22 protein-coding genes are annotated in these 25,253 nt (G+C 73.6%); 8 read left to right on the forward strand and 14 right to left on the reverse strand.

All coding sequences use genetic code 11. The features are described from left to right. Positions 1 to 59: 59 nt before the first annotated feature. The 3 genes from smc to ACF1A5_RS21075 all read right to left on the reverse strand — a co-directional run bounded on the left by smc (position 60) and on the right by ACF1A5_RS21075 (position 4,697). A complete protein-coding gene (smc, locus tag ACF1A5_RS21065; protein WP_392194379.1) occupies positions 60 to 3,614 on the reverse strand; it encodes a chromosome segregation protein SMC in 3,555 nt (1,184 codons plus the stop codon). Positions 3,615 to 3,823: 209 nt separating this feature from the next. Beyond that, complete coding sequence (locus ACF1A5_RS21070; RefSeq protein WP_018567931.1) at positions 3,824 to 4,027, reverse strand: hypothetical protein; 204 nt, start codon at positions 4,025 to 4,027, stop codon at positions 3,824 to 3,826. Between the two features lie 388 nt (positions 4,028 to 4,415). Continuing rightward, the gene (locus tag ACF1A5_RS21075; protein WP_392194380.1) at positions 4,416 to 4,697 is read right to left on the reverse strand and encodes an acylphosphatase; all 282 of its coding nucleotides are present in this window, start codon (positions 4,695 to 4,697) and stop codon (positions 4,416 to 4,418) included. Between the two features lie 169 nt (positions 4,698 to 4,866). On the opposite strand from ACF1A5_RS21075, the gene ACF1A5_RS21080 reads away from it, so the two are divergent. The 3 genes from ACF1A5_RS21080 (at position 4,867) to ACF1A5_RS21090 (ending at position 6,888) form a co-directional block, all read left to right on the forward strand. Further along, positions 4,867 to 6,243, forward strand: a complete 1,377-nt coding sequence (locus tag ACF1A5_RS21080; protein WP_392194381.1) for a CAP domain-containing protein — start codon at positions 4,867 to 4,869, stop codon at positions 6,241 to 6,243. A gap of 21 nt (positions 6,244 to 6,264) precedes the next feature. After that, positions 6,265 to 6,384 carry an SDR family oxidoreductase gene (locus ACF1A5_RS21085; protein ID WP_392194382.1) on the forward strand — a complete coding sequence of 40 codons (120 nt, stop codon included), beginning with the start codon at positions 6,265 to 6,267 and terminating at the stop codon, positions 6,382 to 6,384. 108 nt (positions 6,385 to 6,492) lie between these two features. Then, on the forward strand, positions 6,493 to 6,888 hold the full coding sequence (locus ACF1A5_RS21090) for a winged helix-turn-helix transcriptional regulator (RefSeq protein ID WP_392194383.1): 396 nt from the start codon (positions 6,493 to 6,495) through the stop codon (positions 6,886 to 6,888). Positions 6,889 to 7,122: 234 nt separating this feature from the next. Here the strand turns inward: ACF1A5_RS21090 and mutM are convergent, their stop codons facing one another. From mutM to recG, 8 genes are all read right to left on the reverse strand, one after another. Next, complete coding sequence (gene mutM / locus ACF1A5_RS21095; RefSeq protein WP_392194384.1) at positions 7,123 to 8,028, reverse strand: bifunctional DNA-formamidopyrimidine glycosylase/DNA-(apurinic or apyrimidinic site) lyase; 906 nt, start codon at positions 8,026 to 8,028, stop codon at positions 7,123 to 7,125. A 141-nt stretch (positions 8,029 to 8,169) separates the two neighbouring features. Then, on the reverse strand, positions 8,170 to 9,009 hold the full coding sequence (rnc, locus tag ACF1A5_RS21100) for a ribonuclease III (RefSeq protein WP_392194385.1): 840 nt from the start codon (positions 9,007 to 9,009) through the stop codon (positions 8,170 to 8,172). A gap of 7 nt (positions 9,010 to 9,016) precedes the next feature. Next, positions 9,017 to 9,190 carry a 50S ribosomal protein L32 gene (gene rpmF, locus ACF1A5_RS21105; RefSeq protein WP_003951102.1) on the reverse strand — a complete coding sequence of 58 codons (174 nt, stop codon included), beginning with the start codon at positions 9,188 to 9,190 and terminating at the stop codon, positions 9,017 to 9,019. A 2-nt stretch (positions 9,191 to 9,192) separates the two neighbouring features. Further along, positions 9,193 to 9,837 (reverse strand): YceD family protein, encoded by a 645-nt coding sequence (locus tag ACF1A5_RS21110; RefSeq protein WP_392194386.1) that lies wholly within the window; start codon positions 9,835 to 9,837, stop codon positions 9,193 to 9,195. Positions 9,838 to 10,140: 303 nt separating this feature from the next. After that, positions 10,141 to 11,226, reverse strand: coding sequence for a cell division initiation protein (locus ACF1A5_RS21115; RefSeq protein WP_392194387.1), 1,086 nt, complete (start codon positions 11,224 to 11,226; stop codon positions 10,141 to 10,143). A gap of 109 nt (positions 11,227 to 11,335) precedes the next feature. Beyond that, entirely contained in the window at positions 11,336 to 11,815 is a 480-nt protein-coding gene (gene coaD, locus ACF1A5_RS21120) for a pantetheine-phosphate adenylyltransferase (RefSeq protein WP_392194500.1), read from the reverse strand. A 26-nt stretch (positions 11,816 to 11,841) separates the two neighbouring features. Then, positions 11,842 to 12,429 carry a 16S rRNA (guanine(966)-N(2))-methyltransferase RsmD gene (rsmD, locus tag ACF1A5_RS21125; RefSeq protein WP_392194388.1) on the reverse strand — a complete coding sequence of 196 codons (588 nt, stop codon included), beginning with the start codon at positions 12,427 to 12,429 and terminating at the stop codon, positions 11,842 to 11,844. 133 nt (positions 12,430 to 12,562) lie between these two features. Then, entirely contained in the window at positions 12,563 to 14,779 is a 2,217-nt protein-coding gene (gene recG, locus ACF1A5_RS21130) for an ATP-dependent DNA helicase RecG (protein ID WP_392194389.1), read from the reverse strand. A 165-nt stretch (positions 14,780 to 14,944) separates the two neighbouring features. Here recG and ACF1A5_RS21135 point away from each other — a divergent pair, with 165 nt between their 5' ends. Then, complete coding sequence (locus tag ACF1A5_RS21135; RefSeq protein WP_392194390.1) at positions 14,945 to 16,792, forward strand: HSP90 family protein; 1,848 nt, start codon at positions 14,945 to 14,947, stop codon at positions 16,790 to 16,792. After that, positions 16,789 to 19,872, forward strand: a complete 3,084-nt coding sequence (locus ACF1A5_RS21140; RefSeq protein ID WP_392194391.1) for a tetratricopeptide repeat protein — start codon at positions 16,789 to 16,791, stop codon at positions 19,870 to 19,872. Before ACF1A5_RS21135 ends, ACF1A5_RS21140 begins: the two co-directional genes overlap by 4 nt. Before the next feature lie 130 nt (positions 19,873 to 20,002). Here the strand turns inward: ACF1A5_RS21140 and ACF1A5_RS21145 are convergent, their stop codons facing one another. Beyond that, positions 20,003 to 21,877 (reverse strand): DAK2 domain-containing protein, encoded by a 1,875-nt coding sequence (locus ACF1A5_RS21145; protein ID WP_392194392.1) that lies wholly within the window; start codon positions 21,875 to 21,877, stop codon positions 20,003 to 20,005. 266 nt (positions 21,878 to 22,143) lie between these two features. Between ACF1A5_RS21145 and rpmB the strand changes: the two genes are divergently transcribed. Beyond that, positions 22,144 to 22,329 (forward strand): 50S ribosomal protein L28, encoded by a 186-nt coding sequence (rpmB, locus tag ACF1A5_RS21150; RefSeq protein ID WP_003993230.1) that lies wholly within the window; start codon positions 22,144 to 22,146, stop codon positions 22,327 to 22,329. A gap of 181 nt (positions 22,330 to 22,510) precedes the next feature. Here rpmB and thiD read toward each other — a convergent pair whose 3' ends face one another. After that, entirely contained in the window at positions 22,511 to 23,314 is an 804-nt protein-coding gene (gene thiD / locus ACF1A5_RS21155; RefSeq protein ID WP_392194501.1) for a bifunctional hydroxymethylpyrimidine kinase/phosphomethylpyrimidine kinase, read from the reverse strand. Further along, on the reverse strand, positions 23,314 to 24,279 hold the full coding sequence (locus ACF1A5_RS21160) for a thiamine-phosphate kinase (protein ID WP_356191636.1): 966 nt from the start codon (positions 24,277 to 24,279) through the stop codon (positions 23,314 to 23,316). Before ACF1A5_RS21160 ends, thiD begins: the two co-directional genes overlap by 1 nt. Positions 24,280 to 24,485: 206 nt before the next feature. Between ACF1A5_RS21160 and ACF1A5_RS21165 the strand changes: the two genes are divergently transcribed. Next, a complete protein-coding gene (locus ACF1A5_RS21165) occupies positions 24,486 to 24,719 on the forward strand; it encodes an Lrp/AsnC family transcriptional regulator (protein ID WP_392194393.1) in 234 nt (77 codons plus the stop codon). Between the two features lie 20 nt (positions 24,720 to 24,739). Continuing rightward, on the forward strand, positions 24,740 to 25,222 hold the full coding sequence (locus ACF1A5_RS21170) for a DUF3515 domain-containing protein (protein ID WP_392194394.1): 483 nt from the start codon (positions 24,740 to 24,742) through the stop codon (positions 25,220 to 25,222). Positions 25,223 to 25,253 lie beyond the last annotated feature (31 nt).

The raw sequence follows: 25,253 nt of genomic DNA on the forward strand, positions 1-25,253 counted from the left end.
CGGGGGCACACGGGGGCTCCGCGGCCGCCGGGGCGGGAGCACCCGAAGCGGGGCCGTGGTCAGCGCAGACGCTGGGAGATGACCTTCGACACACCGTCGCCCTGCATGGAGACGCCGTACAGCGCGTCGGCGACCTCCATCGTGCGCTTCTGGTGCGTGATCACGATGAGCTGCGAAGCCTCCTGCAGCTCCTGCATGATGCGGATCAGCCGCTGCAGGTTGGTGTCGTCGAGGGCGGCCTCGACCTCGTCCATGACGTAGAACGGGCTCGGCCTGGCCTTGAAGATCGACACCAGCAGCGCGACCGCCGTCAGCGACCGCTCCCCGCCGGAGAGCAGGGACAGCCGCTTGACCTTCTTGCCCGGCGGACGCGCCTCGACGTCCACGCCGGTGGTGAGCATGTTGTCGGGGTCGGTCAGCACCAACCGCCCCTCACCGCCCGGGAAGAGGCGGCTGAAGACGCCCTCGAACTCGCGGGCGGTGTCCCGGTAGGCCTCGGTGAAGACCTGCTCGACGCGCTCGTCGACCTCCCTGACGACCTGGAGCAGGTCGGCACGCGTCTTCTTCAGGTCCTCGAGCTGCTCGCTGAGGAACTTGTGGCGTTCCTCCAGCGCGGCGAACTCCTCCAGGGCCAGCGGGTTGACCTTGCCGAGCTGCTGGTAGGCGCGCTCGGCCGCCTTGAGCCGCTTCTCCTGCTCGGCGCGCGCGTACGGGCGGGGCCGGTTGCGCGGGTGCTCCGGGTCCTCCGGCAGCTGCTCCCCCTCGGCGGGCGGTGAGGGCGGCACCAGCTGGTGGGGGCCGTACTCGGCCATCAGCCCGGCCGGTTCGACGCCGAGCTCCTCCAGCGCCTTCGTCTCCAGCTGCTCGATCCGCAGCCGCTTCTCGGCGCCGAGCACCTCGCCCCGGTGCACCGAGTCCGTCAGCTTGTCGAGTTCGGCCTTGAGGTCGCGTCCCTCGGTGCGCGCCCGGGCGAGCTCCTGCTCGCGGCGGGCCTTGGCGGCCTCGGCGGCGGCCCGCTCCCGCTCCGCACGGCCCAGCGACACCTCGACGTGCGCGAGGAGCTGCCGGGCGCCGGAGGCGACGGCCTCGGCGACGGCCGCCTCGTGGCGCAGCCGGGCGCGCCGCTGCTCGGCGCGCGCGCGTGCCTCACGTTCGGCGCGGGCGGCCCGGTCCAGGGAGTCGGCCCGGCCGGCCAGGCCCTTGACCCGCTCCTCGTGGGTACGGGCCTGGAGGCGGGCCTCCATCTCTGTCTGGCGGGCGTTGGCGCCGTCGGCGGCGAGCCGGTCCCGTACGGAGGTGTCGGGCTCCTCCTCGATCGGCATCTCCTCGGCGACGGCGAGCCGTTCGGCGAGTTCCTCCACCTCCTGGCGGGCCTTGTCGAGCGCGTCCTGGGCCCGGGCGGCCGCCGCCGCCGACCGCTCGGCCTCGCCGGCCGCGCCGCGGGCCTGCCCGGCGAGCCGCCCGAGCTGCTGCGCGACGGCGGACTTCTCCCGGTCGGCGGCCCGGCGCCGTTCGCCGAGCTCCTCGACCAGCGCGGCGCACTCGGTGCGCTGCTCGGCGGCCCGGGCCTGGGCGGCGGTCAGCTCCTCGCACCGCACGGCCAGTTCCGCCAGTTCGGCGGCGGCCTCGTCGACGGAGGCCTGCACCTCCAGCAGGCTGGGGGCCCCGGCCGAGCCGCCCTGCGCGAAATGCGCCCCGAGCACATCGCCCTCGGCCGTCACGGCGGTCACACCGGGCCGCGCGAAGACCAGCTCCTCGGCGTCCTCCAGGGTGCCGACGACGACGGTTCCGCGCAGCAGCCGCCGTACCGCGGGCATCAGTTCGGCGGGGCCGCGGACCAGGTCGGCGGCGCGGGGCGGGCCGTCGGGACGCTCCTGCTCCGGTACGTCGTCGGGGGCGCCGGCGACGAGCAGCGCCGCGCGTCCGGCGTCCTGCTTGCGCAGCAGGCGGATCGCGTCCGCCGCCGCGGAGGGGGTCCGCACCGCGAGGGCGTCCGCGGCCGCGCCGAAGGCCGCCGCCAGCGCGACCTCGTGCCCCGGGGTGACCGTCAGCAGCTCGGCGGCGGGGCCCAGCAGTCCGGTGAGCCGGTCCCGGGCGCCGAGCAGCGCGCCCGTGCCGTCCTTGCGGCGCAGTCCCATGGCCAGGGCGTCGTGCCGGGCCTGGGTCGCCGCCCGGCTGCGCTCGGCGGCGGTGACCGCCTCGCGGGCCGCCGTGAGGCCGGCCTCCGCCGCGGCGAGCCGCTCCTTGGCGGCCTCCTGCCGTGCGGCGAGCTCCTCGTCGCCGGCGTCGAGTCCGTCGACCTCGGCCTTGAGCGCCTCGTACTCCTCCTGGGCCGAGCCGGCGCGGTCGCGCGCCTCGTCCCGTGCGGCGGCGAGCCGGTCGATCTCGGCCTGGGCGGAGGCGGCGCGCGAACGGGCCGCGCCGACCTGGCCGCTGAGCCGGGCGAGCCCCTCACGGCGGTCGGCGATGGCGCGGGCCGCGTCCTTCAGGCGCCGCTCCTCGAGGGCGAGCTCGCGCTCCAGCTCGGCGCGGTGGGCGACCGTGTCGTCCAGGGCGCGCTGGGCCGCCTCCAGGGCCGCCTCCAGTTCGGCCTCCTGCTCGCGGATGCGGGCGGCCTCGCGCTCCATGTCCTCCGGGTCGCGTCCGCGCCGCTCCTCAAGGGGCGCGGAGGTGGCGCTCTTGACCCGGGCGTCGGCCAGGGAGACGGTGCCGCGGACGCGTTCGGCGAGCTGGGACAGGTCGTACCAGGTCTGCTGGGCGCGCTGGAGACGCGGGGTGAGCCGCCGTACCTCGTCCTCGAGCCGGGCCTCGCGCTGGAGGGCACCGCGCAGGTCCCGCTCGGCGGCTTCCTTGCGTTCCTTGAGCGCGGCCTCGTCGGCGACCTCGGCCTGGAGCGCCTCCCGCAGCCGTACGAGGTCGTCGGCGAGCAGGCGCAGCCGGGCGTCGCGGAGGTCAGCCTGGATCACGGCCGCGCGGCGGGCCACCGCGGCCTGGCGGCCGAGCGGCTTGAGCTGACGGCGCAGTTCGTCGGTGAGGTCCTGCACGCGGGCGAGGTTGGCCTGCATCGCGTCCAGCTTCCGCAGCGCCTTCTCCTTGCGCTTGCGGTGCTTGAGGACGCCCGCGGCCTCCTCGATGAAGGCGCGGCGGCCCGTCGGGTCGGCGTGCAGGACGGAGTCGAGCTGGCCCTGGCCGACGATGACGTGCATCTCGCGGCCGATGCCGGAGTCGGACAGCAGTTCCTGGATGTCGAGCAGCCGGCAGGTGTCGCCGTTGATCTGGTACTCGCTGCCGCCGTTGCGGAACATGATCCGCGTGATGGTGACCTCGGCGTACTCGATGGGCAGGGCCCCGTCGGCGTTGTCGATGGTCAGGGACACCTCGGCGCGGCCGAGCGGGGGGCGCCCGGTGGTGCCGGCGAAGATGACGTCCTCCATCTTGCCGCCGCGCAGCGACTTGGCGCCCTGTTCGCCCATGACCCAGCTGAGCGCGTCCACGACGTTGGACTTGCCCGAGCCGTTCGGTCCGACGACGCACGTGATGCCCGGCTCGAACCGGAGCGTGGTCGCCGAGGCGAACGACTTGAAGCCGCGGAGGGTCAGGGCCTTGAGGTGCACGCCGCCGGACTCTACCCGCCGCCGATGTCCCGCTCCATGAACCCGCGGTTTCACCGGTGAACGTGCAGGGCACACCAAACGTTAAAGACGGTGAAAGGATGCACGGGGGCAAGAAAGAAAGAAGGGACGCCGAAGCGTCCCTTGCAACTCTGACAACTGAGCGGTTGATACGGGCAGCCCAACCACTGTGTCGGGGTGCGATGCAGTGATCAGGTGAGCGCAGGCTCCGCCTGGTGTGCGTCGACGCGCTCCATGATCCTGTCGTGAGAAGCGGCAGCCGCCAGCGCGTCGTTCTCCGCCTGGATGCGTACGAGTTCGGATTCCAGGTCCTGGACGCGCTGCTGGAGCCGTCGCATCTCGGCGAGGAGTCGAGGGTCGGAGCCGCCGACGTAACCGAGAAGCGCCTTTGCCATGATGGATGGTCCTCCACACTGAGTGACCGACCGAGCCGGTGTGGGTCGTGAGGGATTTGCACCCGGAGTGCTTGGCACTGTTGAGTTCGTGCTGCCGTTCATCCATGCCAAACAGCTAAGGTGCGCGGGTTTTCAGCGTCTCACCAAAAAGTTTGACGGTCAACACGATCACGCCCCGTATCGACGGGCGTCCCGGGGGCGCGCGGCCGGAAAGGCGGCGCGACTGCTCCTGCGGGGCCCCTCGGGGCGTGGCGATCATCCTGCCGTGCGGAGCGCGCCGCGGCAAGCCCTTCTCGGCAACGACCTGCCCTTTTCCGCTCCGGGCCTGCTTCCGGCAGATGCCCCCGGCACGCGACTCCGCTTCCGGGGTGCTCCGGGCGGGTCGGGCTCAGCGCTCGACGAACCCCTCGTAGTCGCCGCGGGGTGTGTCCCAGATCTCGGTGACTCCGTCGACGCGTCCGGGCGTGTCGCCGCCCTGGAGCCAGGCGAGCAGCCGCTCGCAGCCGTCGCGCGGGCCCTCGGCGACCACTTGGACCCGTCCGTCGCCGAGATTGAGAGCAAAACCACGCAGGCCGCCGATCTCCAGGGCCCGGGCCCGGGTGAACCAGCGGAAACCCACACCCTGGACGTGTCCGCGCACCCACGCGGTCATCCGTACATCCTCGCTCATGGGTGCAACCTAACGGGCCAATGTCTCCGGGGGCACTTCCTCCCTCCGCGCCATGCGGTACCGTCCCCACCCAATGAATCTCATATGAAACTCACTCGATCGAGTGAGTTGGGTTGACCCTGACGGCTCCGCGTCCGGGTCGACCGCTGGGGACGAGGAAGGCCAGGACATGGGACGCCACCGACATTCGGACTCGGACGCCGGCCGCGCCGCCAGGGGGACCACGGAGACATACGGCGCGTACCCGCAGGGCCAGGACGACCTCTGGGCCGCGTACCCGCAGGGCCACGACTTCCGGGATTCGTACTCGCCCGGCTACGACCTCGGGGGCCCGCACTCCCCCAGCCACGACTTCCGGGACGCGTACTCCCCCAGCCACGACCTCCGGGACCCGCACTCCCCCAGCCACGACTTCCGGGACGCGTACCCGCCCAGCTACGACCTCCGGGACGCGTACCCGCACGGAAGCGGCCTCCGGGACGTGTACGCGGACGGAAACGGCCTCCGGGACGTGTACGCGGACGACGACCGCATGGGCATCGCGCCCTACCTCAACCCGGACCTGTACGCCGACGCCTACGCCAAGGCCCAGGAGTACCTCTTCACGCCGAACGAGCCCCACGCCCGCTCCGCCGACACCGTGGCCTTCCCGGCCGAGGGCTTCTCCCCCGCGGAGGGTCCGCGCCGGGGCGGCGGGCACCGCCGCCGGAAGAAGGCCGCCGCCACGCCCGTACGCTCGGGCCTGCTCGGAGTCTCGGCCGCCGTCGCCATCGGCACGGTGGCCGTGGCGACCGGAGCGGTGCCAGGTCTGGACAACTACAAGCTGGGCGGCGGGAGCACCAGCGGCGCCGACGCGGTGCAGGCCGCGGGATCGCCGACGAACTCGGCCTCGGAGCAGGGCGGTACCTCGGGCAGCGCCCAGGACCGGACCGGGGGCTCGTCGACCAGCCGTGACGCGGACCGGGCCCCCGCGCCGGGGCAGTCCGCCTCCGGCTCGGCCTCGGCGTCGGCCTCCGCCGCGCCGTCGGCCCCGCCCACCGGGTCGCCGTCGGTGAAGCCGACCACGGCCGCGCCGAGCCGGACCAAGCAGCCCAAGCCCAGCACGCCGGCCCACAAGCCCCCCAAGGCGGGAAGCAAGAACCAGGCCCCCCCGGCGGCGGTCTCCCAGCAGGCGGCCGCCGAGGCGCAGGTGCTCGAGCTCGTCAACGAGGAGCGGGCGAAGGTGGGCTGCAGCCCGGTGACGGCGAACAGCGCGCTGACCGAGCTGGCGGAGAACTTCAGCAAGGCCATGGCCGACCAGGACTTCTTCGACCACACCGACCCCAGCGGCGCCTCGCCGTGGGACCGGGCCGCGACGCTCGGGATCACCGGCCTCGGCGGCGAGAACATAGCCCGGGGCCAGGCGGACGCGGCGGCGGTGATGGAGGCCTGGATGAACAGCCCCGGCCACCGCGCCAACATACTGAACTGCGACTTCAGGACCCTGGGCGTGGGCGTCCACTTCGGCTCCGGCGGCCCCTGGTGGACACAGGACTTCGGCTATTGAGATAGCCGCAGGTCAGGGGCCTTGGCACTCCGTTACGCGGAAGCGTCCGCGATCGCGGCCACCGTCGCCCACCTGGCGAGTCCGGACGGCCCGTGCATCACCGGAGCATCGATCCATGTCGACGGTGGCTTCACCGCCTGACACGCGAATCGACCCCGCAACCAAGCAGGGCCAGGGCCCGGCCGACTTGCGCTAACTCATGGTTAGCGCAAACTGCGGGGCAGCGCTGCGTTCGCGTACGCTTGGGGTATGAGCATCGCGCAGGAGTGTACGGAGGAACAGAACCTCCCTTACAACGTGTTCGCCAAGGCCTGTCCCTCGCGCGGCACGCTGGAGCACGTCACCGGCCGCTGGGGTTCGCTCATCCTCGGCGCGCTGCACGAGGGCTCCCTGCGCTTCAACGAGCTGCGCCGCCGCGTGGACGGCGTGAGCGAGAAGATGCTGTCCCAGACGCTGCACGCGCTGGAGCGCGACGGGCTGGTGCACCGCGAGGCCCAGCCGACGAACCCGCCCCGTGTGGACTACGAACTGACCCCTCTCGGCCACGAGGTCGCCGGGCGGCTGCTGGCCCTCATCCACTGCGTGGAGGGCCGTATGGACGACGTGCTGGCGGCACGCGAGGCGTACGACGCCCGCCGGGTCTAGGACCTGTCCGGCCGGTCCCGTCCAGGGCCTTTCTTTCGGATCAGGCCGGCTCGGGCCACGGTGCCTTCCGAGGTGCCCGAGCGGGGTCTGGTGCGTGCAACTGCAAGGCGGAGGAAGGAGTCGACGCGGAGCGTCGGCGAGTGACGACAACGCGGCTGGCGGTGCCCCTGCTCGAAGAGTTTGGGGGAGTGCGTGCCGGACCCGCAACCCACGGCAAGATCCGAAAGAGAGGCCCTAGCTCGCGGCGGGACCGTAGGGGCCGGGTGGGATGCGGACGGTCCTGAGGCGTTCGCGCGGTGCCCGCTGGCACTTCGGGCAGAAGTAGCTGGAGCGGTTCATCCACGGGCGGCGGCGCATCGGGGTGGCGCAGCGGCGGCAGGGCAGGCCCTCGCGGCCGTAGGCGTCCAGGGAGCGGTCGAAGTACCCGGACTCGCCGTTGACGTTGACGTACAGGCTGTCGAAGCTGGTGCCGCCCAGGGCCAGGGCCTGGTTCATCACGTCCCTGACGTGGCAGAGGAGTTCGGCCGTGCGCGGTCGGGTGAGGGTCGCGGTGGGGTGCTCGAAGTGGATGCGGGCCCGCCACAGCGCCTCGTCCGCGTAGATGTTGCCGACCCCGCTGATCAGCGACTGGTCCAGCAGCGCCCGCTTGATGGTGGTGCGCTTGCGGCGCAGCGCCCGGAGGAAGGCCTCGTCGTCGAAGAGCGGGTCGAGGGGGTCCCGGGCGATGTGGGCGATGACGTCGGGCAGCCCGTCGGGGGTGGTGTCGTGCAGCGAGAGCCCGCCGAAGGTGCGCTGGTCGACGAAGCGCAACTCGGTGCCGAGGCTGTCCGCGAACCGGATGCGGATGCGCAGGTGCTTCTCGGCGGGCGCCTCCCGCGGCTGGACCAGCAGCTGGCCGCTCATGCCGAGGTGGGCCAGGATCGCCTGGCCGGAGCCCTCCAGGGGGAGCCACAGGTACTTGCCGCGGCGGTGGGGCGTGCCGATGCGGTGGCCCTTGAGGCGGTGCGCGAAGTCGTCCGGGCCGGCGAGATGCCGCCGGACCGCGCGCGGGTGCAGCACCTCGACGTCGGCGACGGTCCGGTGGGCGACCCACCGCTCCAGGCCCCGCCGTACGACCTCGACCTCGGGCAACTCGGGCATGGACTCCCCCGTTCTCCGCGGGTCCGCGGCTGCGCGGCGCTCGGCCGCGGGGCCGCCGGCCCTCCTGTACGACCGAGCGCCCGGCCCCGGGCAGGGGCGGGCGCTCGGGTGCGCTGTGCTGCGGAAGCGGCGTGCGCCGGGTCAGGCGGAGGCCGACTCGGCGTCCGCGCTGTCCTCGGCGGCCGCGACGGCCTCGGCCGCCGCCTTGGCACGCTCGTCCGCCGCGGCCCGGATGGACCGCCAGGCGGACTCGGCGGCCTGCTGCTCCGCCTCCTTCTTGCTGCGGCCGGTGCCGGTGCCGTACGAGACGCCTCCGACGCGGGCGGCAGCAGTGAAGGTCTTCTCGTGGTCGGGGCCGGTCTCCGTGACCAGGTACTCGGGCACGCCGAGCCCCTCGGTCGCGGTGAGCTCCTGGAGGCTGGTCTTCCAGTCCAGGCCGGCTCCGAGGTTCGAGGACTTCTCGATCAGCGGATCGAACAGGCGGTGCACCAGCTCGGAGGCCGCGTCGAGGCCCTGATCGAGGTAGACCGCGCCGATCACCGCTTCCAGGGTGTCGGCGAGAATGGACGCCTTGTCCCGGCCGCCCGTGCCCTCTTCACCACGGCCGAGCCGGATGAAGGAACCCAGGTCGAGGCCGCGGCCGACCTCCGCCAGCGCACGCGAGTTGACCACCGCGGCCCGCAGCTTGGCCAGCTGGCCCTCGGGCAGGTCGGGGTGGGTGCGGTACAGCGTGTCGGTGACGACGAGACCGAGGACGGAGTCCCCGAGGAACTCCAGGCGCTCGTTCGTCGGCAGACCGCCGTTCTCGTACGCGTACGAACGGTGGGTCAGCGCACGCACCAGAAGGGCGGACTCGAGCTGGTAGCCGAGCCGCCCTTCCAGAAGCGTGTGGGACGAGGCCGTGTTGTCCGACTTTTTCCGGGCGGTTGGTTCCGCCTTGGCGTCATCCGCCTTCTTGGCAGTGGACACGGTGCCTCTCACCAGCCGCTCAGACCTCGAGGACCTGGCGCTTGTTGTAGGTGCCGCACGACGGGCACGCGATGTGCTGCTGCTTGGGCTCGTGGCAGCGCTCGCACGCAACCAGGGTGGGGACCGCAGCCTTCCACTGCGACCGGCGGTGGCGCGTGTTGCTGCGCGACATCTTCCGCTTCGGAACAGCCACGGCTACTTCTCCTGCTTCTCGTCGACGCCCGCTTCGGCGCCGCTCATCTCGTCCTTCTCGCCGTCTTCGAGTGAACCGGCGAGTCCCTGCAGTGCCGCCCAACGGATGTCGACGGCGTCATGGTGGTGCCCCGGGTCGTCCGCGAGCCGCGCTCCGCACTCGGAGCACAGTCCCGGGCAGTCTTCCCGGCACACCGGCTGCATCGGCAGTGCGAGCACCACCGCGTCACGCAGCACGGGTTCGAGGTCGAACAGGCCGTCCTCGAGGAAGAGCCTGTCCTCGTCGTCCTCGGCGTCGTCGCCCGGTTCCGCGATCACGCGGCCCCGGTCGTCGGCGTCAGGGTACGAGAACATCTCCTGGAAGTCCGCGTCGAGCTCCAGCTCGACCGGCTCCAGACACCTTACGCACTCCCCCTCGGCCTGTGCACGGGCGGTGCCGGTGACGAGCACACCTTCCATGACCGACTCGAGTCGGAGTTCGAGCTCCACCGGGGCGCCTTCCGGCACTCCGACGACCCCCTGGACGCCGAAGTCCTTGGGGGCCGGGATCGAGCGGGTGAGCCGCTGCAGCGCACCGGGACGCCGTCCCAGCTCGTGTGTGTCGAACACGAGTGGGTTGCGGTGGTCGAGGCGGGCTTTGGAGGCCATTCCTGCTTTCGATCTTCTGAGCTCAGAGGGACACTGCCCCACGGTGTCGCCGGGCAGCGCTGATCGCGGGCTTATGCGCGACCGAAGAGCCAGGATACTGGACCTTTCGCTGTCGGCCCAATCCGGGTGGGCGCTCCCGGCCCGCACAGACGTCACGCCGCGGTCCGCGGGTGGTCCCTGGGCGGCCGGTCAGCGGTCCCCGGGCGCTTGGGCCCTCTCTTTCGGATCTTGCCGGGGTCGCGGCGTCTGGCACCTCGGAAGGCACCGTCGCCCGGAGCCGGACTGATCCGAAAGAAAGGCTAGCTAGAGGCCGCGTTCCCGCTCGTAGGCTCGCATCTGCTCGGGCGTGATCATGCTGGTGTCGAAGAGGCTGGTCTCGTCGAGGGCGTAGCCCTGCCCCTGCTGGGCCTGGTGCGGCTGATGGGCCTGGTCCTGGGCCTGGTGCTGGTCGTACGCCCCCTGCCCGCCGTCGTACCCCTGATAGGCGTAGGGGTCGGCCTGCTGGTAGCCGTACGGGTCCGGCTGGGCGTACTCCTGCTGGTAGCCGCCGTAGACGTCCTGCTGCTGGTAGCCGTAGGCGGCCTGCTGGTCGTACTGCTGCGCCACGGCGGGCTGCGGCGGCACGGCCGGCTGCTGCGGCACGGAGGGCTGCTCGGCCGGGGTGTCCTGCTCGGCGAGGGCCGCGAGGTCGGCCAGGTAGTCGGCGTCGCTGGAATGCTGGAACGTCGTGGTGTCGTCGGCGAGGGCACCGAGGTCGTCGGTGGCGATCCGGCCGTGCAGCTTCTGCCGGCCGCGGCCGACCGCGTCCAGGGTCTTGGCGAGGACCGCCTCGAAGGCGCCCAGCTTGGCGTCGACGTACGCGTCCGCGTCGCGGCGCAGGGTGTCCGGGTCGTGGCTGCGCTCGGGGGCGTCCTCGTCCTCGTAGCCCTGCTCGTCGAGGCCGGGGCCGGTGCCGAGCAGCTTCTCGCGGCCGCGGCCGACCGAGCCGAGGGTCTTGGTGAGGACGACCTCGAAGTTGGCGAGCTTGGAGTCGACGTAGTCGTCGGCCTCGGCGCGGATCTCCTCGGCCTCGGTGCGGGCCTCGGTGAGGATCCGGTCGGCCTCGGCCCGGGAGCGGCGGGCGATCTCGGTGTCCGAGATCAGCGAACCGCGCTCGGCGTGCGCGCCGTCGATGATCCGCTCGGCCTCGCGCCGGGCCTCCTCCACCATCTGCTCGCGGCCGCCGATGAGCTCCTGGGCCTGCGCGAGCGAGCCGGGCAGGGCCTCGCGCACCTCTTCGAGCATCGCGAGCAGATCGGCGCGGTTGACCACGCACGAGGCCGACATGGGCATGGACCGGGCGCTGGAGACCGCTGAGACGATCTCGTCGAGCTTCTTCTGCACGTCCACCGTGTGCTCGCCACTCTCTACCGATGTGTTGGAGACGGACGGGACGACTGTACGGCCATGGTGCGGCCGCGGGACACCGGGTGACGGCCCGTCAGCTCCCGCCGGGCCCTCAGTCCTGCTTCAGGCGTTCGCCGAGCGCTGCGAAGACCTGCGGCGGCACCAGGTGGGAGACGTCGCCGCCCCAGGCCGCGACCTCCTTCACCAGGGAGGACGACAGGAAGCTGTAGGTGGGGTTGGTGGGCACGAAGAGGGTCTCGACGCCCGTGAGGCCGATGTTCATCTGGGCCATCTGCAGCTCGTAGTCGAAGTCGCTGACCGCGCGCAGGCCCTTGACGATGGCGGGGATGTCGCGCTGCTTGCAGAAGTCGACGAGGAGGCCGTGGAAGGCCTCGACCCGGACGTTCCCGAACTCGGCGGTGACCTGGCGGATGAGGTCCATCCGCTCGTCGATCTCGAACAGGCCCTTCTTGGACTTGTTGATCATCACGGCGACGTAGACCTCGTCATACAGCCGGGACGCGCGGGCGATGATGTCGAGGTGTCCGTTGGTGATCGGGTCGAACGACCCGGGACAGACGGCGCGGCGCACTAGTGATCCCTCGCTCTCCGGTCCGGTCATCGTGCGTCTTCGCACGTAGAGGCGGCGCGACCGTACCAAAACGTTCCCTCGCCGTAGCGACGGGCCCGGACCGCCTCGAAGCCGTCCGGCCACCGGAATTCGCCGCCTCTGGTGCTGCGCTCCACGGTGACGAGGGCTTCCTCCGCGAGCCACCCCTGGGTGCGGAGTGTGAGCAGAATCTCGCGAAGATCGTCGTCGGAGACGGCGTACGGCGGATCGAGGAAGACGATGTCGTACGGCTCGGCCGGGGGCGGCGACTGGACGATCTGTTCCGCTTTGCCCGCCCGCACCTCGGCGCCGGGCAGGCCGAGGGACTTCACGTTCTCCCGGACGGTGCGGGCGGCGCGGGCGTCGGCCTCGACGAGGAGGGTGTGCCCGGCTCCCCGTGACAGTGCCTCCAGGCCCACCGCGCCGGAGCCCGCGTACAGGTCGAGGACGCGCTCGCCGCGCAGCGGGCCGCCGAGCAGGGACTGCCAGGTGGAGAAGAGGCCCTCGCGTGCGCGGTCGGAGGTCGGGCGGGTGCCGGTTCCCGGCGGGACGGCCAGGCGGCGTCCGCCGGCTGCGCCGGCGATCACGCGGGTCATTTGGGGTCCTTGGTCGTGGGCTGGTGACAGGTCCAGTCTGGCAGGCGGAGGTGGGGGGTGCCGCGCCTCCTGCGACGGCCGCGGGACCGACGTGACCGCCCGCGCGGTCCGCGCGCGCTCCCGGGCAGGGCCGTCACCCCTTCTCCAGGTACTGCTCCCTCTCGTCGTCCAGCAGGGCGTCCAGCGCTGTCCGCAGACCGGGGAGCCGCTCCAGGCCGGGGTCGGCGGCGACGAGCGCTGCGGCCTCCTCGCGGGCCTCGGCGATGATCTCCTCGTCCTCGATGACGGCGAGCACGCGCAGGCTGGAGCGGGCGCCGGACTGGGCCTGGCCGAGGACGTCGCCCTCGCGCCGCTGTTCGAGGTCGAGGCGGGAGAGCTCGAAGCCGTCGAGGGTGGAGGCGACCGCGTTCAGCCGCTGACGCGCGGCGCTCGCCTCCGGCATCTCCGTGACCAGCAGGCAGAGGCCGGGCGCCGAGCCACGGCCGACGCGGCCGCGCAACTGATGCAGCTGGGAGACCCCGAAGCGGTCCGCGTCCATGATCACCATCGCGGTGGCGTTGGGCACGTTGACGCCGACCTCGACGACCGTGGTGGCGACCAGGACGTGGGTCTCGCCGGCCGCGAAGCGGCGCATGACCGCGTCCTTGTCGTCGGGCTGCATCCTGCCGTGCAGGACCTCGACCGTGAGGTCCTTCAGCGGTCCCCGGGCGAGCTGCTCGGCCACGTCCAGGACGGCCAGCGGCGGGCGCTTCTCGGCCTCGTCCTCCGGGGACTCCTTCCGGGCGCCCTTCTTGGGGTCGTCCTCCTCGTCGCCGATGCGCGGGCAGACCACGTAGGCCTGGTGGCCGCCCGCCACCTCCTCGCGCACCCGCTCCCAGGCCCGCGCCAGGAAGTGCGGCTTGTCGGCGGCGGGGACGACATGGCTGGCGATCGGCGAGCGCCCGGCCGGGAGCTGGTCCAGGACGGAGGTCTCCAGGTCGCCGAAGACCGTCATGGCGACCGTGCGCGGAATCGGCGTGGCGGTCATGACGAGCAGGTGCGGCGGCTGCCTGCCCTTGCCGCGCAGGGCGTCGCGCTGCTCGACGCCGAACCGGTGCTGCTCGTCGACGACGACCAGCCCGAGGTCGTGGAACTGCACCTTGTCCTCGATCAGCGCGTGCGTGCCGATCACGATGCCGGCCTCGCCGGTGGCCAGGTCGAGCAGCGCATGGCGGCGGGCGGCCGCGCCCATCGAACCGGTGAGCAGCACCACCTTGGTCGCGTGCTCGGCGCCGCCCAGCATTCCCCCCTCGGCCAGCTCGCCCATCATCTCGGTGATCGACCGGTGGTGCTGCTGGGCCAGCACCTCGGTGGGCGCGAGCATCGCGGCCTGGCCGCCCGCGTCGACGACGGCGAGCATGGCGCGGAGCGCGACCATCGTCTTGCCGGAACCGACCTCCCCCTGGAGCAGCCGGTGCATCGGGTGCTCGGTCGCCAGGTCGTCGAAGATCTCCTTGCTGACCTTGCGCTGGCCGTCGGTGAGGGTGAAGGGGAGGCGGTCGTCGAAGGCGGTGAGCAGGCCGTCGCTCCTCGGTTCGCGGGGTACGGCGGGGAGCTGGGCGTCGGCGTACCGGCGGCGGGCTAGGGCGACCTGGAGGACGAAGGCCTCGTCCCACTTCAGCCGGGCGCGGGCCTCGGCGATGTCCGCCCTGGTGCCGGGGCGGTGGATCTTGAGCAGGGCCTCGGGGAGGGTGACCAGGCCGCGTCCGGCGCGCAGTGATTCGGGCAGCGGGTCGAGCGCCTCCTGCGCGCCGGGCAGCACGGTCTGGATCGCCTTGCCGATCTTCCAGGACTCCAGCTTGGCCGTGGCGGGGTAGATGGGGATGAGGGCGCCGGCCCAGGTCTCGGCCGTCTCCTCCACGCCGTCGCCGTCCGCGCGCAGCAGCTCGTAGGCCGGGTGGGCGAGCTGGAGGCGCCGGTTGAAGACGGAGACCTTGCCCGAGAACATCGCGCGGGTGCCCGGCAGGAGTTCCTTGTGGGGCTTGTGCACGCCGTTGCCGAAGAAGACGAGCTGGAGGCGGCCGCTGCCGTCGGTGATCGTCACCTCCAGGCGCTGGCCCTTGCCGCGGGGGGCCCTGGCCGAGGCGAAGGTGTGCAGGCGGGCGTCGGCGACCTGGGCGACCACGGTGACGTGCTCGTCCATGGGCAGGTCGGCGAGGTGCGTGAGCTGGCCGCGCTCCTCGTATCTGCGCGGGTAGTGGTGGAGGAGGTCGCCGACGGTGAGCAGGCCGAGGTGCTCGGCCATCACCTTCGCGGTGGCGGGGCCGAGCACCTTCTTCAGTGGTTCTTCCAGTGCGGGCACGAGATCCATTGCACACCACCGCACCGACATTGCCGTATACGTCTTGGGAAACCCCTGGTCAGACGGGTCGTCGGCGCTCTAGGATGACGCGCTCCGGCCCTCTCGCGGTCACCTCCCCACCAGGGGCCGCCCTACCCCGCGCCGTCCCGAAGTCCCCCCACCGGCGCTGTGACGATGGACTCCCAGATCTCACAGTCATCCCAGGAACCTCAGCCGGCCCACACCTTCCAGGTCGATCTGCGCGGCCTGGTGGACCTGCTCTCGCACCACCTTTACTCGAGCCCCCGGGTCTATCTGCGCGAGCTGCTGCAGAACGCGGTGGACGCCGTCACCGCCCGGCGGGCCGGGGACCCCGGTTCCCCGGCCCGCGTACGGCTGTCCGCGGAGGACGGCACGTTGCGGGTGGAGGACACCGGCATCGGTCTCACCGAGTCCGACCTGCACGACCTGCTGGCGACCATCGGCCGCAGCTCCAAGCGGGCCGAGGGGCTGCAGGAGGCCCGCTCGGACTTCCTCGGGCAGTTCGGCATCGGCCTGCTGGCCTGCTTCGTGGTCGCCGAGCGGATCCGGGTGGTCAGCCGCAGCGCCCGTGTGCCCGGCGCGCCCCCCGTCGAGTGGACGGCGCGCGACGACGGCTCGTACACCGTGCGGACCCTGCCGGACGAGGCCCGCCGCGAACCCGGCACGACCGTGCACCTCCAGGCCCGGGCGGGAGCGGCCGAATGGCTCGCTCCGGAGCGGGTGCTGGAGCTGGCGCGGGACTTCGGGTCGCTGCTGCCGTACGACGTCCGGGTCGGCGACACCCCGGTGACGGACCTGCCCGCCCCCTGGGACCGGTCGTACGCCTCCCCCGCCGCCCGCCGGGTGGCGCTGGCCCGGCACTGCCACGACCTGTTCGGCTTCACGCCGCTGGACTCGATCGGCCTGGACGTGCCGCTCGCCGGGATCCGCGGGGTGGCGTACGTGCTGCCTTCGGCGGTCAGTCCGGCGCAGCGGGCGGGCCACCGGGTGCACCTGAAGGGGATGCTGCTCACCGAGCGGGGCGAACAGCTGCTGCCCGACTGGGCGTTCTTCGTGCGCTGCGTGCTCGACACGGACAGTCTGCGGCCGACCGCCTCGCGCGAGTCGCTGTACGAGGACGAGACGCTGGCCGCCGTGCGGGAGGCGCTGGGCGAGAGGATCCGCTCCTGGCTCACCGGCCTGGCGGCGGGCGACCCGGAACGGCTGGCCGCGTTCCTCGCCGTGCACCACCTGGGCGTGAAGTCCCTCGCCCGGCACGACACGGAGATGCTGCGCACGATGCTGCCGTGGCTGCCGTTCGAGACGACCGACGGGCGGCTGTCCCTGGAGGAGTTCGCGCAGCGGCACCCCGTCGTGCACTTCACGCGGACGGTCGAGGAGTACCGGCAGGTCGCGCCGATCGCCTCCGCGCAGGGCATCGGCGTGGTCAACGGCGGCTACACGTACGACGGCGAGCTGGTCGAGGCGCTGCCGTCGGTGCGCCCGGGGACGGTGGTCGCCGAGCTGGACGCGGACACCGTGACCGCTCATCTGGACGCGGTCGACCCGGCCGAGGAGCTGGCCCTGTCGGGCTTCCTGGCGGCCGCGCGGGCCAGGCTCGACCCGCTGGGCTGTGACGTGGTGCTGCGCGCCTTCCATCCGCTGTCGGTGCCCGCGCTGCACCTGGACGACCGGGCGGCCCGGCACGAGCAGGCCCGCGCGGACGCCGAGGCGGAGGCGGACGACCTGTGGGCGGGCATCCTCGGCTCGCTGCGCGGCGGCGCCCCGCGCGCGCGTCTGGTGCTCAACCACCTCAACCCGCTGATCCGACGGATCAGTTCCCTGGGCGACGCGGACCTCGTCGGCACGGCCGCGGAGTCCCTGTACGGGCAGGCGCTGCTGATGGCGCAGCGCCCGCTGCGCCCGGCCGACTCGGCGCTGCTGAACCGCGCGTTCCTCGGCCTGCTGGAGTGGGCCACCCACAGCGACGGCGGCGACTCGGCGGAGGGCGGGACCCGATGAGCTCGATCACCGACTTCGACGCGCTGCGCCGGGCGATGGCGGACAACTCCGGGCAGCCGGAGGGGCCTGCGCGCAACGCGCGCGCGGAGCACCTGCTCGCCGAGGCCGAGCGGTTGGGCATCCCGCTCGCCGTGATCGAGGCGCTGGGGCACCAGCTGCAGGTCTACAACTACAGCTCCGAGAAGGACAAGATGTTCGTCCCGTTCGCGCGGCTGCTGCGCATGTGGGACGAACATCCCGAGGACTTCGACGAGTACGAGGCGCACGGGCTGCACTGGTTCTTCAAGTGGATGTCGGCCGGAATGCTGGACCAGCCGCACGTCCCGCTGGCCTCGATCGAGAAGTGGCTCGGCGAGATGGAGCACCGCTACCGGCTCGCCGGGTACTCCGAACGGGCCGTGCGCAGTGCCGAGTTCAGCATCGCCGCGCACGTCGGCGACCTCGCGCGGGCCGAGCGGGCGTACGCGGCGTGGCTGGCGGCCGACCGGGACCGGATGGCCGACTGCCACGCGTGCGAGCTGCACGCGCAGGGCTGGTGGCAGGCGGAGCGCGGCCGGGACGCGGAGGCGATCGAGCTGTGGCGGCCGGTCCTGGAGGGCGAGTTCACCTGCGCGCACGAGCCGCACACCGCTCTGGCCTCCTCTCTGACTCCGCTGCTGCGGCTGGGCCGCCTCGACGAGGCCCGCGCCCACCATCTGCGGGGCCTGCGGCTGGTGCGGCCGATGGAGAGCATGCGCGGCGCGTACGCCGACCACGTGGAGTTCTGCGCCCTGACCGGCAACGAGGCGCGCGGTCTGGAGCTGCTGGCGGAGCGGCCGGCGTACTTCACCGACTCCGGGCATCCGCGCAGCAAGCTGGACTTCCTGGCGGTGGTGGCCCTGCTGATGGACCGGGTGACCGAACTGGGCATGGCGGGGCAGCCGGTGCCCGGTCCGGCCGGGCGGACCTGGACGGCCGGTGAGCTCGCCGGGCACGCGCGTGCCGAGGCCGAGGCGCTCGCCGCCCGCTTCGACCGGCGCAACGGCACCGCGTACGTGAGCGGGCAGGCACGCGCGCGCATGGCGCAGCGCCCCCTGGTGGACCGGCTGCCCCTGGGCGTGCGCACGGCGCGGACGGCCACGGACGCGGCGGTCCCCCGGGTGGAGCGTGCGGCCGCCGCGGAGCCGGAGGCGGCCGGCCTGCCCGCGCTGCTCGCCGAGGCGCGGCGGCTGTCGGACACACTGCGGCCGGAGGCCGTGGAGGCGTGGGCGGCCGTCGCGCGGGCCGCCCGGGACGCCGATCTGGACGCCCGCGACCGCGCCGAGATCGCCGACCACGAGGCGATGGACCGGGGACCGGAGGGTGCCGGGCTGTTCGAGCGAGCCGCCGAGTTGTACGCGGAGGCGGGCGACCCCGGGGAGGCGCTGGCCGCGCGCTCGCGGGCGGCGTACGTCCGGGCGCTGACGGGTGCGGTGGACGAGGCGCTCGCCGCGGTCGCCGAGCCGTACGACCGTGTCCTCGCGCTGTACGCCGAGGACGGCACCGGTCTGCGGCAGACGGCGTCCGTGCTGATCGGGCGGGCGCGGATCCTGATGCGCCGGGTGCACGGGGCCGGCGGCCCGGTCGCGCCGGAGGACCTGGCCGCCGCGGCGGCCGCCGCCCGGGAGGTGCTGGCGCTCGTCGAGGGGCGCGCCGGGGACGACGTGCGGCTGGCGTCGCGGACCGCCGAGGCGCGGGCGATGCTGGCGGAGGTCGCCGTGCACGCCGAGGACATCCGTTCGGCCGCGGAGCTGTTCGCGCAGTCCGCGGCGGAGTACGTGGACGCGGGGCTGCCGTGGCTGGCGGTGGAGTACGAGGCCCGGCTGGCCGGGCTGTCGTACCACCTGGGCGATCCGGCCCAGGCCGAACGGGCGCTGCGGGCGGCCCTGGAGCACGGCGGGCCGCACCTCGAGCCGGCCGGGCGGGCCCAGCTGCACCTCCAGCTCGCCGAGGTGCTGGGTGGGCGCGGGCGGGCCGAGGAGGCCGCGGACCACGCCCTCGAGGCGGCGCACTGGGCCGACGAGGCCGGTGAGGGCCCCGGGCTCGGCGCCTGGGCCCGGCAGCAGCTCGGCGGGCTGCTGCTGCGGCTGGGGCGGTGGGCGGAGGCCGCGGAGGTCCTGGAGTCCGCGCTGCTCGACCTGTCCGCCGAGACGCACGGCGACGGGGCGGTGGTGCAGACGCAGTGGTGGCTCGGGGACTGCCTGAGCGAGCTCGGGGAGCACCGCGCGGCCGCCGAATGCCGGCTGCGGGCGGCGGAGATCGCCCGGCACTGGCCCGAGCAGCAGGACCACGCCACGCTCGCCCACCTGGCCGCCGAGTCGCTCGGGCACGCGGGGCTCCTCGCCGAGGCGGACCGGGCCTACGCGCGCGCGGGCGAGCTGTGGGGCTCGCTCGGCGACGTCCACGGCCTCGTACGCTCCCTGCGCGCCCGCGCCTGGCTGGCCCTGCGCGCGGAAGGGGAGGGGGAGGCTGAGGGGGACGGTGCGCCCCGGCGCGAGGCCGGCCCCGGGCGTGAACCCGATGCGGGCACGGACGGGGTGGACGGGGTGGAGGGGCCGGGCGGCGGCACGGACCAGGCGCGCGAGCTGATGGCCGCCGCCGTCCGGGAGTGCGGGACCGCGCTGGACGCCGTGGGCGACGACGACGGGGCGCGGCAGCGGCTCCTGGGCGAACTCGCCGGGACGCACCGGCAGTTCGGCGATCTGCTCGCCCGTTCCGTCACCGAGGGCGTGGCGGACGACGCGATGCGGGACACCTTGGAGGAGGCCCTGTCCGCCATGGTCCGGGCCGTGGAGGTGTTCGCCTCGCTGGGCGGGGTCGCGCTGCACGAGCGGACCGACGCCGAACTCGCCGCCGGCCGGCTGGCGTTCGACCTGGGCCGACCGGCCGCCGCGGCGGACCACGCGCGTACCGTGCTCGACGCGTACGACGCGTACGACGGCGCCGAGGATTCCGGGAACGCCGACGACGGGGACGGCGGGGGTGGCCGGGACGGGACCGTACGGGCGCGGATCGCCGCGGCGCAACGGCTGCTGAGGCTGTCGGAGGCCGAGGACGAGTGATGCTCCCGCCCGGGTGCCGGGTGGTGTGTCGTCCCGAAGGGGGCGCGGCACGCCGCCCGGCCCCCGCGGGTCGAGCCCCGCGGACCGTCCTCCGCGGATCAGGCCGCGCGGCCCGGCCGCCCCCGGTGGCTCACTCCACCCCGATGAGCAGAAGGGAACCCTGCCGCCCGCCCCGGTACACCACCGTGTCCACCGCCAGGAACGACTCGCGCACCCGGGCCTCCAGGGCCACCGCGAGCGAATCGGCGGCTGGGGCTTCGTCGCCGAGGACCAGGGTGACCAGCTCGCCGCCCGCCGCGAGCATCCGGTCGAGGACGGTCCAGGCGGTCGCCGTGACGTCCGAGCCGATCACGGCCACGTCGCCGTCTATCAGACCGAGGACGTCACCGGCCTGGCAGATGCCGGCCGTGGTCCAGGACTGGCGCTCGGCGACGGTGACCTCGGCGTAGCGGGTGGCGCCGGCCGCCGAGGTCATGGCGACGACGTCCTCGTCGAAGCGGCGCTCGGGCTCGTGCACGGCGAGGGCGGCGATGCCCTGGACCGCGGAGCGGGTGGGGATGAGCGCGACACGGACGCCCTCGCCACGGGCCTGCTCGGCCGCGGCGGCCGCGGTGTGCCGCAGCTCGGCGTCGTTGGGCAGCAGCACCACCTCGCGCGCATGGGCCCGGCGCACGGCCTCGAGCAGCTCCCCGCTCGCGGGCGGCTCCCCCGGCCGGGCCGGGACGGTGATCGCCCCCGCCTCGGCGTACAGCCCGGCCAGGCCCTCGCCGGGCACGACGGCCACCACGGCGCGCTGGGCGCGCTCGCGGGGCGGCCGTTCGGCGCCGGTGGTGTGCACGTCGCCGGCCGCGAAGTGGGTGATCCGGATGCGGTACGGCCGGCCGGCCTCCACCCCCGCCTCCACGGCCGCGCCCGCGTCGTCGACGTGTACATGGACGTTCCACAGCCCGTCGCCACCGACCACGACCAGGGACTCCCCGAGCGCGTCGAGCCGTGCGCGCAGCCGGTCCACGGCGGCGTCCTCGGCCTCCAGGAGGTAGATCACCTCGAAGGCGGGGCCCCGGTCGTCCGGGCCGCACGCGCCGGGAGCCTCCCGGCCGGACGCGGCCACGCGCGCGTGCGCCCTGGCCGCGCCCTCGGTGCGGCCGCCCTCCGCGTCCTCCCCGCCCGGCGCCTCCGCGTGATCCGCGTACGGATGCGCCCCGGCGGAACGGTCGGTCACCTCGTCGTCCACGCGCGCGTGCGGCACGTTCGCCTGCGCGACCGCCGTCCACGCGGCCCCCGCCGCCGGAGTCTCCCCGGTGAGCGTCTCCACCAGAGCCGCCAGCACCGTCACCAGGCCCCGCCCGCCGGCGTCGACCACTCCGGCGCGCTCCAGGACCGCCAGCTGGCGCGGGGTCGCCGCGAGGGCCGCGCGCGCCCCCTCGTAGGCGGCCCGCGCGACGGTGCCGCAGTCGCCCTCGGCACCGGTGGCCGCTTCGGCGGCGGCCGAGGCGACCGAGAGGACCGTGCCCTCGACCGGGTGCGCCACGGCCCGCCGGGCGGAGTCCGCGGCCTGCCGCAGGGCGAGCCGCAGGCCCCGCTCGTCGGTGTGAGCGCTCTCACCCTCGGCGGCGAGCACCTGCGCCATACCGCGCAGCAGCTGCGCCAGGATCGTGCCGGAGTTGCCCCGCGCCCCGATGAGCGCCCCGTGCGCCATGGCCCGCACGGCGTCGGCCAGCGACGGCCCGGCGCCGGCCCCCCGCCCCCGGCGGGACGCACCCTCCCCGGTTCCTCCGGCGGCCCCGCCGGACCCGGCTTTCCCGCCGTGCACCTCGTGGGCCGCGAAGACGGCCTCCACCGCGGCCACGGCGGACTCGACGGTGAGATACAGATTGGTGCCGGTGTCCCCGTCGGCCACGGGGTAGACGTTGATCGCGTCGATCTCCTCGCGCGCCCGGCCCAGCGCCCGCAGCGCCAGACCGCACCAGGTGCGCACCGCGAGCGCATCGAACGTCTGCGGCACCTGCGCCTCCCTGAGCTGCTGGACTGGACGCAGCGTAGACCCCGGGGTGGTGCCGGGCGGAAGAGGGCGGCAGCGGGCCCGGGTGCCGCCATGGTAGTTTCGCTGTACGGACGCAGTCGTTGTATGCTGCTCCGGTTGCCCGATCCTGGTCGGGCTTTTCCCCTGGCAACGCCCTTCAGATCTCTGAGCCCGTACTGGAGCCCAGGATCTCGATCCCGGCATGCCGGGATCAACCGTAAGTGGATCTGAAGTCTTTGGAGTGACCCGTGGCTGCCAACTGCGACGTCTGCGGCAAGGGGCCGGGCTTCGGCAACAACATCTCGCACTCGCACCGCCGTACGTCCCGTCGCTGGAACCCGAACATCCAGCGTGTGCGTACCGTGGTCGGCGGGACGCCGAAGCGCGTGAACGCCTGCACCTCGTGCATCAAGGCCGGCAAGGTCTCGCGCTGACGCTCAGCTGAGCGCGCGGCCCACGCCGGTTCGCCGCACAGAGCCGGTCCACCTCGGGTGGACCGGCTTTTTGCCGTGCCCGGACTTCCGTCCCCCGGCCCTCCGCCGGGGGCCTCGACCGGCCTGCCCTCCGCCGTCCCGGCGGGCACACGCCGTTCACGCCGGGACGGGCCCGGCGTCCCTAAGAGGAGCCCGCGTTCCGCGCCCCGAGCGCCCAGCCGTGGTCCACGGGACCGATGCCGCCGCCGAGGGGGAACCCGGCCGCGATCGCGCCGGTGACGTACTCCTTGGCCGCCGTCACCGCCTCGGGCACGGTCCGCCCCTTCGCCAGCTGCGCGGCGATCGCCGACGCGAGGGTGCAGCCGGTGCCGTGCGTGTGCCGGTTGTCGTACCGGGGGGCGCGCAGCCAGTGCTCCTCGGAGCCGTCGCTGAGCAGGTCCACGGCGTCGCCCGCGAGGTGACCGCCCTTGATCAGCACCCAGCGCGGCCCGTACTCGAGCACGGCCCGCGCCGCCTCGCGCAGCTGCTCCTCGGACTCGACCCGCACGCCGGTCAGTTGCGCCACCTCGTCGAGGTTGGGCGTGGCGACGGTCGCCGCCGGGAGCAGCCGGGTCCGTACGGAGTCCAGCGCGGAGGCGGTCAGCAGCGGGTCCCCGTGCTTGGAGACGCCGACCGGGTCGACGACCGCGGGGGCGTCCGTGCCGTTGATCAACTCCGCCACCGCCTCGACCAGTTCCGCCGAGGCGAGCATCCCGGTCTTCACGGCCTGGACGCCGATGTCGTCCACGACGCTGCGGTACTGCGCCCGGACGGCCTCCACCGGCAGCTCCCAGACGCCCTGCACACCGCGGGAGTTCTGCGCGGTCACCGCGGTGATCACGCTCATGCCGTGCACGCCGAGGGCGAGCATCGTCTTCAGGTCGGCCTGGACGCCGGCGCCGCCGCCGGAGTCCGAGCCGGCCACGGTGAGCACCCGGGGCGGGATCACTGCTCCACGTCCCCGAAGTGGTCCCAGCCGCCCTGCCGGGTCCACGGCGCCCCGTCGACCGTGACCTGGGGCAGCGCCGAGGGGTTGAGCACCTCGCCGATCACCTTCCAGCGGGCGGGCAGCTTCACGTCCGGCGGGAAGGTCGCCACGATCGCGTGGTCCTCTCCCCCGGTCAGCACCCACTGCAGCGGATCGACGCCCACGGCCTGCCCGATGTCGTTCATCTGGGAGGGGATGTCGATGGCGCCGGAGCGGATGTCGATGCGGACCTTGCTGGCCTCCGCGATGTGCCCGAGGTCCGCGATCAGCCCGTCGCTGACGTCGCACATCGCGGTCGCGCCGAGCCCGGCGGCCGCGGGGCCCGCGTGGTACGGCGGCTCGGGGCGGCGGTGCGCCTCCACGAAGGCGCGCGGCGAGCGGAAGCCGCGGGAGAGGACGGCGTACCCGGCCGCGGACCAGCCCAGCCAGCCGGTCACCGCGACGAGGTCGCCGGGTTGTGCGCCCCCGCGCGTCACCGGCTCGTGGTTGCGCAGATCGCCCAGGGCGGTGATCGACACCATGATCGTGTCGCCGCGCACGACGTCGCCGCCGACCACGGAGGCGCCCGCGACCTGGCACTCGTCGCGCAGCCCGTCCATCAGTTCGGTGGGCCAGGTGACCGGCAGCTCGGCCGGGACGACCAGGCCGAGCAGCAGCGCGGTCGGCACCGCGCCCATGGCGGCGATGTCCGCGAGGTTCTGCGCGGCCGCCTTGCGGCCCACGTCGTACGCCGTGGACCAGTCGCGGCGGAAGTGCCGGCCCTCCAGGAGGATGTCGGTGCTCGCCACGACCCTGCGGTCGGGTGCGGCGACCACGGCGGCGTCGTCGCCGGGGCCGACCCGGACCGCCGGGGTGGTGGTGAGACGGGAGGTGAGCTCCCTGATGAGCCCGAACTCCCCCAGCTCACCCACAGTGCCCTTCATTGCCCTTCCGCCCCTTCTGTGCCTGTCCGTTCCCACTCGCGCGTCATCACGGTCCTCGCTACGGTCGAGGTGACCGTCCACTTCTGTCGTACCCGCACCCGGGCGCGCGGGCCGCGGCCCTCGCGGGTCTCCCCGTGGCACGCGGCTACGCGATACCGTGGCGTTCCTTTTCCCCACATGATCCTCGTGGCCGCCCTGGAGGTTCCGTGGTACAGGCGTACATCCTGATCCAGACGGAGGTCGGCAAGGCGTCGACCGTCGCCGAGACGATCAGCAAGATCCAAGGAGTCCTCCAGGCCGAGGACGTCACCGGACCCTACGACGTCATCGTGCGCGCCCAGGCCGACACCGTGGACGACCTCGGCCGCCTGGTGGTCGCCAGGGTCCAGCAAGTGGACGGCATCACCCGCACCCTGACCTGCCCGGTCGTGCATCTGTAGCCCCCGTCTACCCTTGGCCGGTGAACTCTTCGCGTCACCGGCTCATCGGTCTGCCCGTCCTCGCCGTGCTGATCACCGCCGCGGGCTGTTCCTCAAGCGACGACAGCGCCACCGCGGCGGTTCCCAGCCCGGGCCCGGCGGTCACGAAGCTGTGCCGGAACCTGGACAGGGCGCTGCCGGGAACGGTGGACGGACTGGAACGCCGGGACCCCGCGCCCGCCTCCGCGCTGACCGCGGGTTGGGGAAGCCCGGCGATCATACTGCGCTGCGGTGTCGAGCGGCCCGCCCGGATGACGGACCCGGACGCGGACGGCGCCGAGGTGAACGGCGTGGGCTGGCTGCTGGAGAAGCGGGGCGACGGGTCGTTCCGCTTCACCACCACGCTGCGCAAGGCGTACGTCGAGGTGACGATCCCGAAGGAGCGGACCGGCCACGGCGTGGCCCCGCTCGTCGGCCTGGCCCCGGCCGTCAAGAAGGCGATCCCCGAAGGGATCGCCTCCTGAATGAAGTCGGCAATGAAGCCGGCAATGAAGC

Source organism: Streptomyces sp. NPDC014864, assembly GCF_043081525.1.
Lineage (GTDB): Bacteria > Actinomycetota > Actinomycetes > Streptomycetales > Streptomycetaceae > Streptomyces.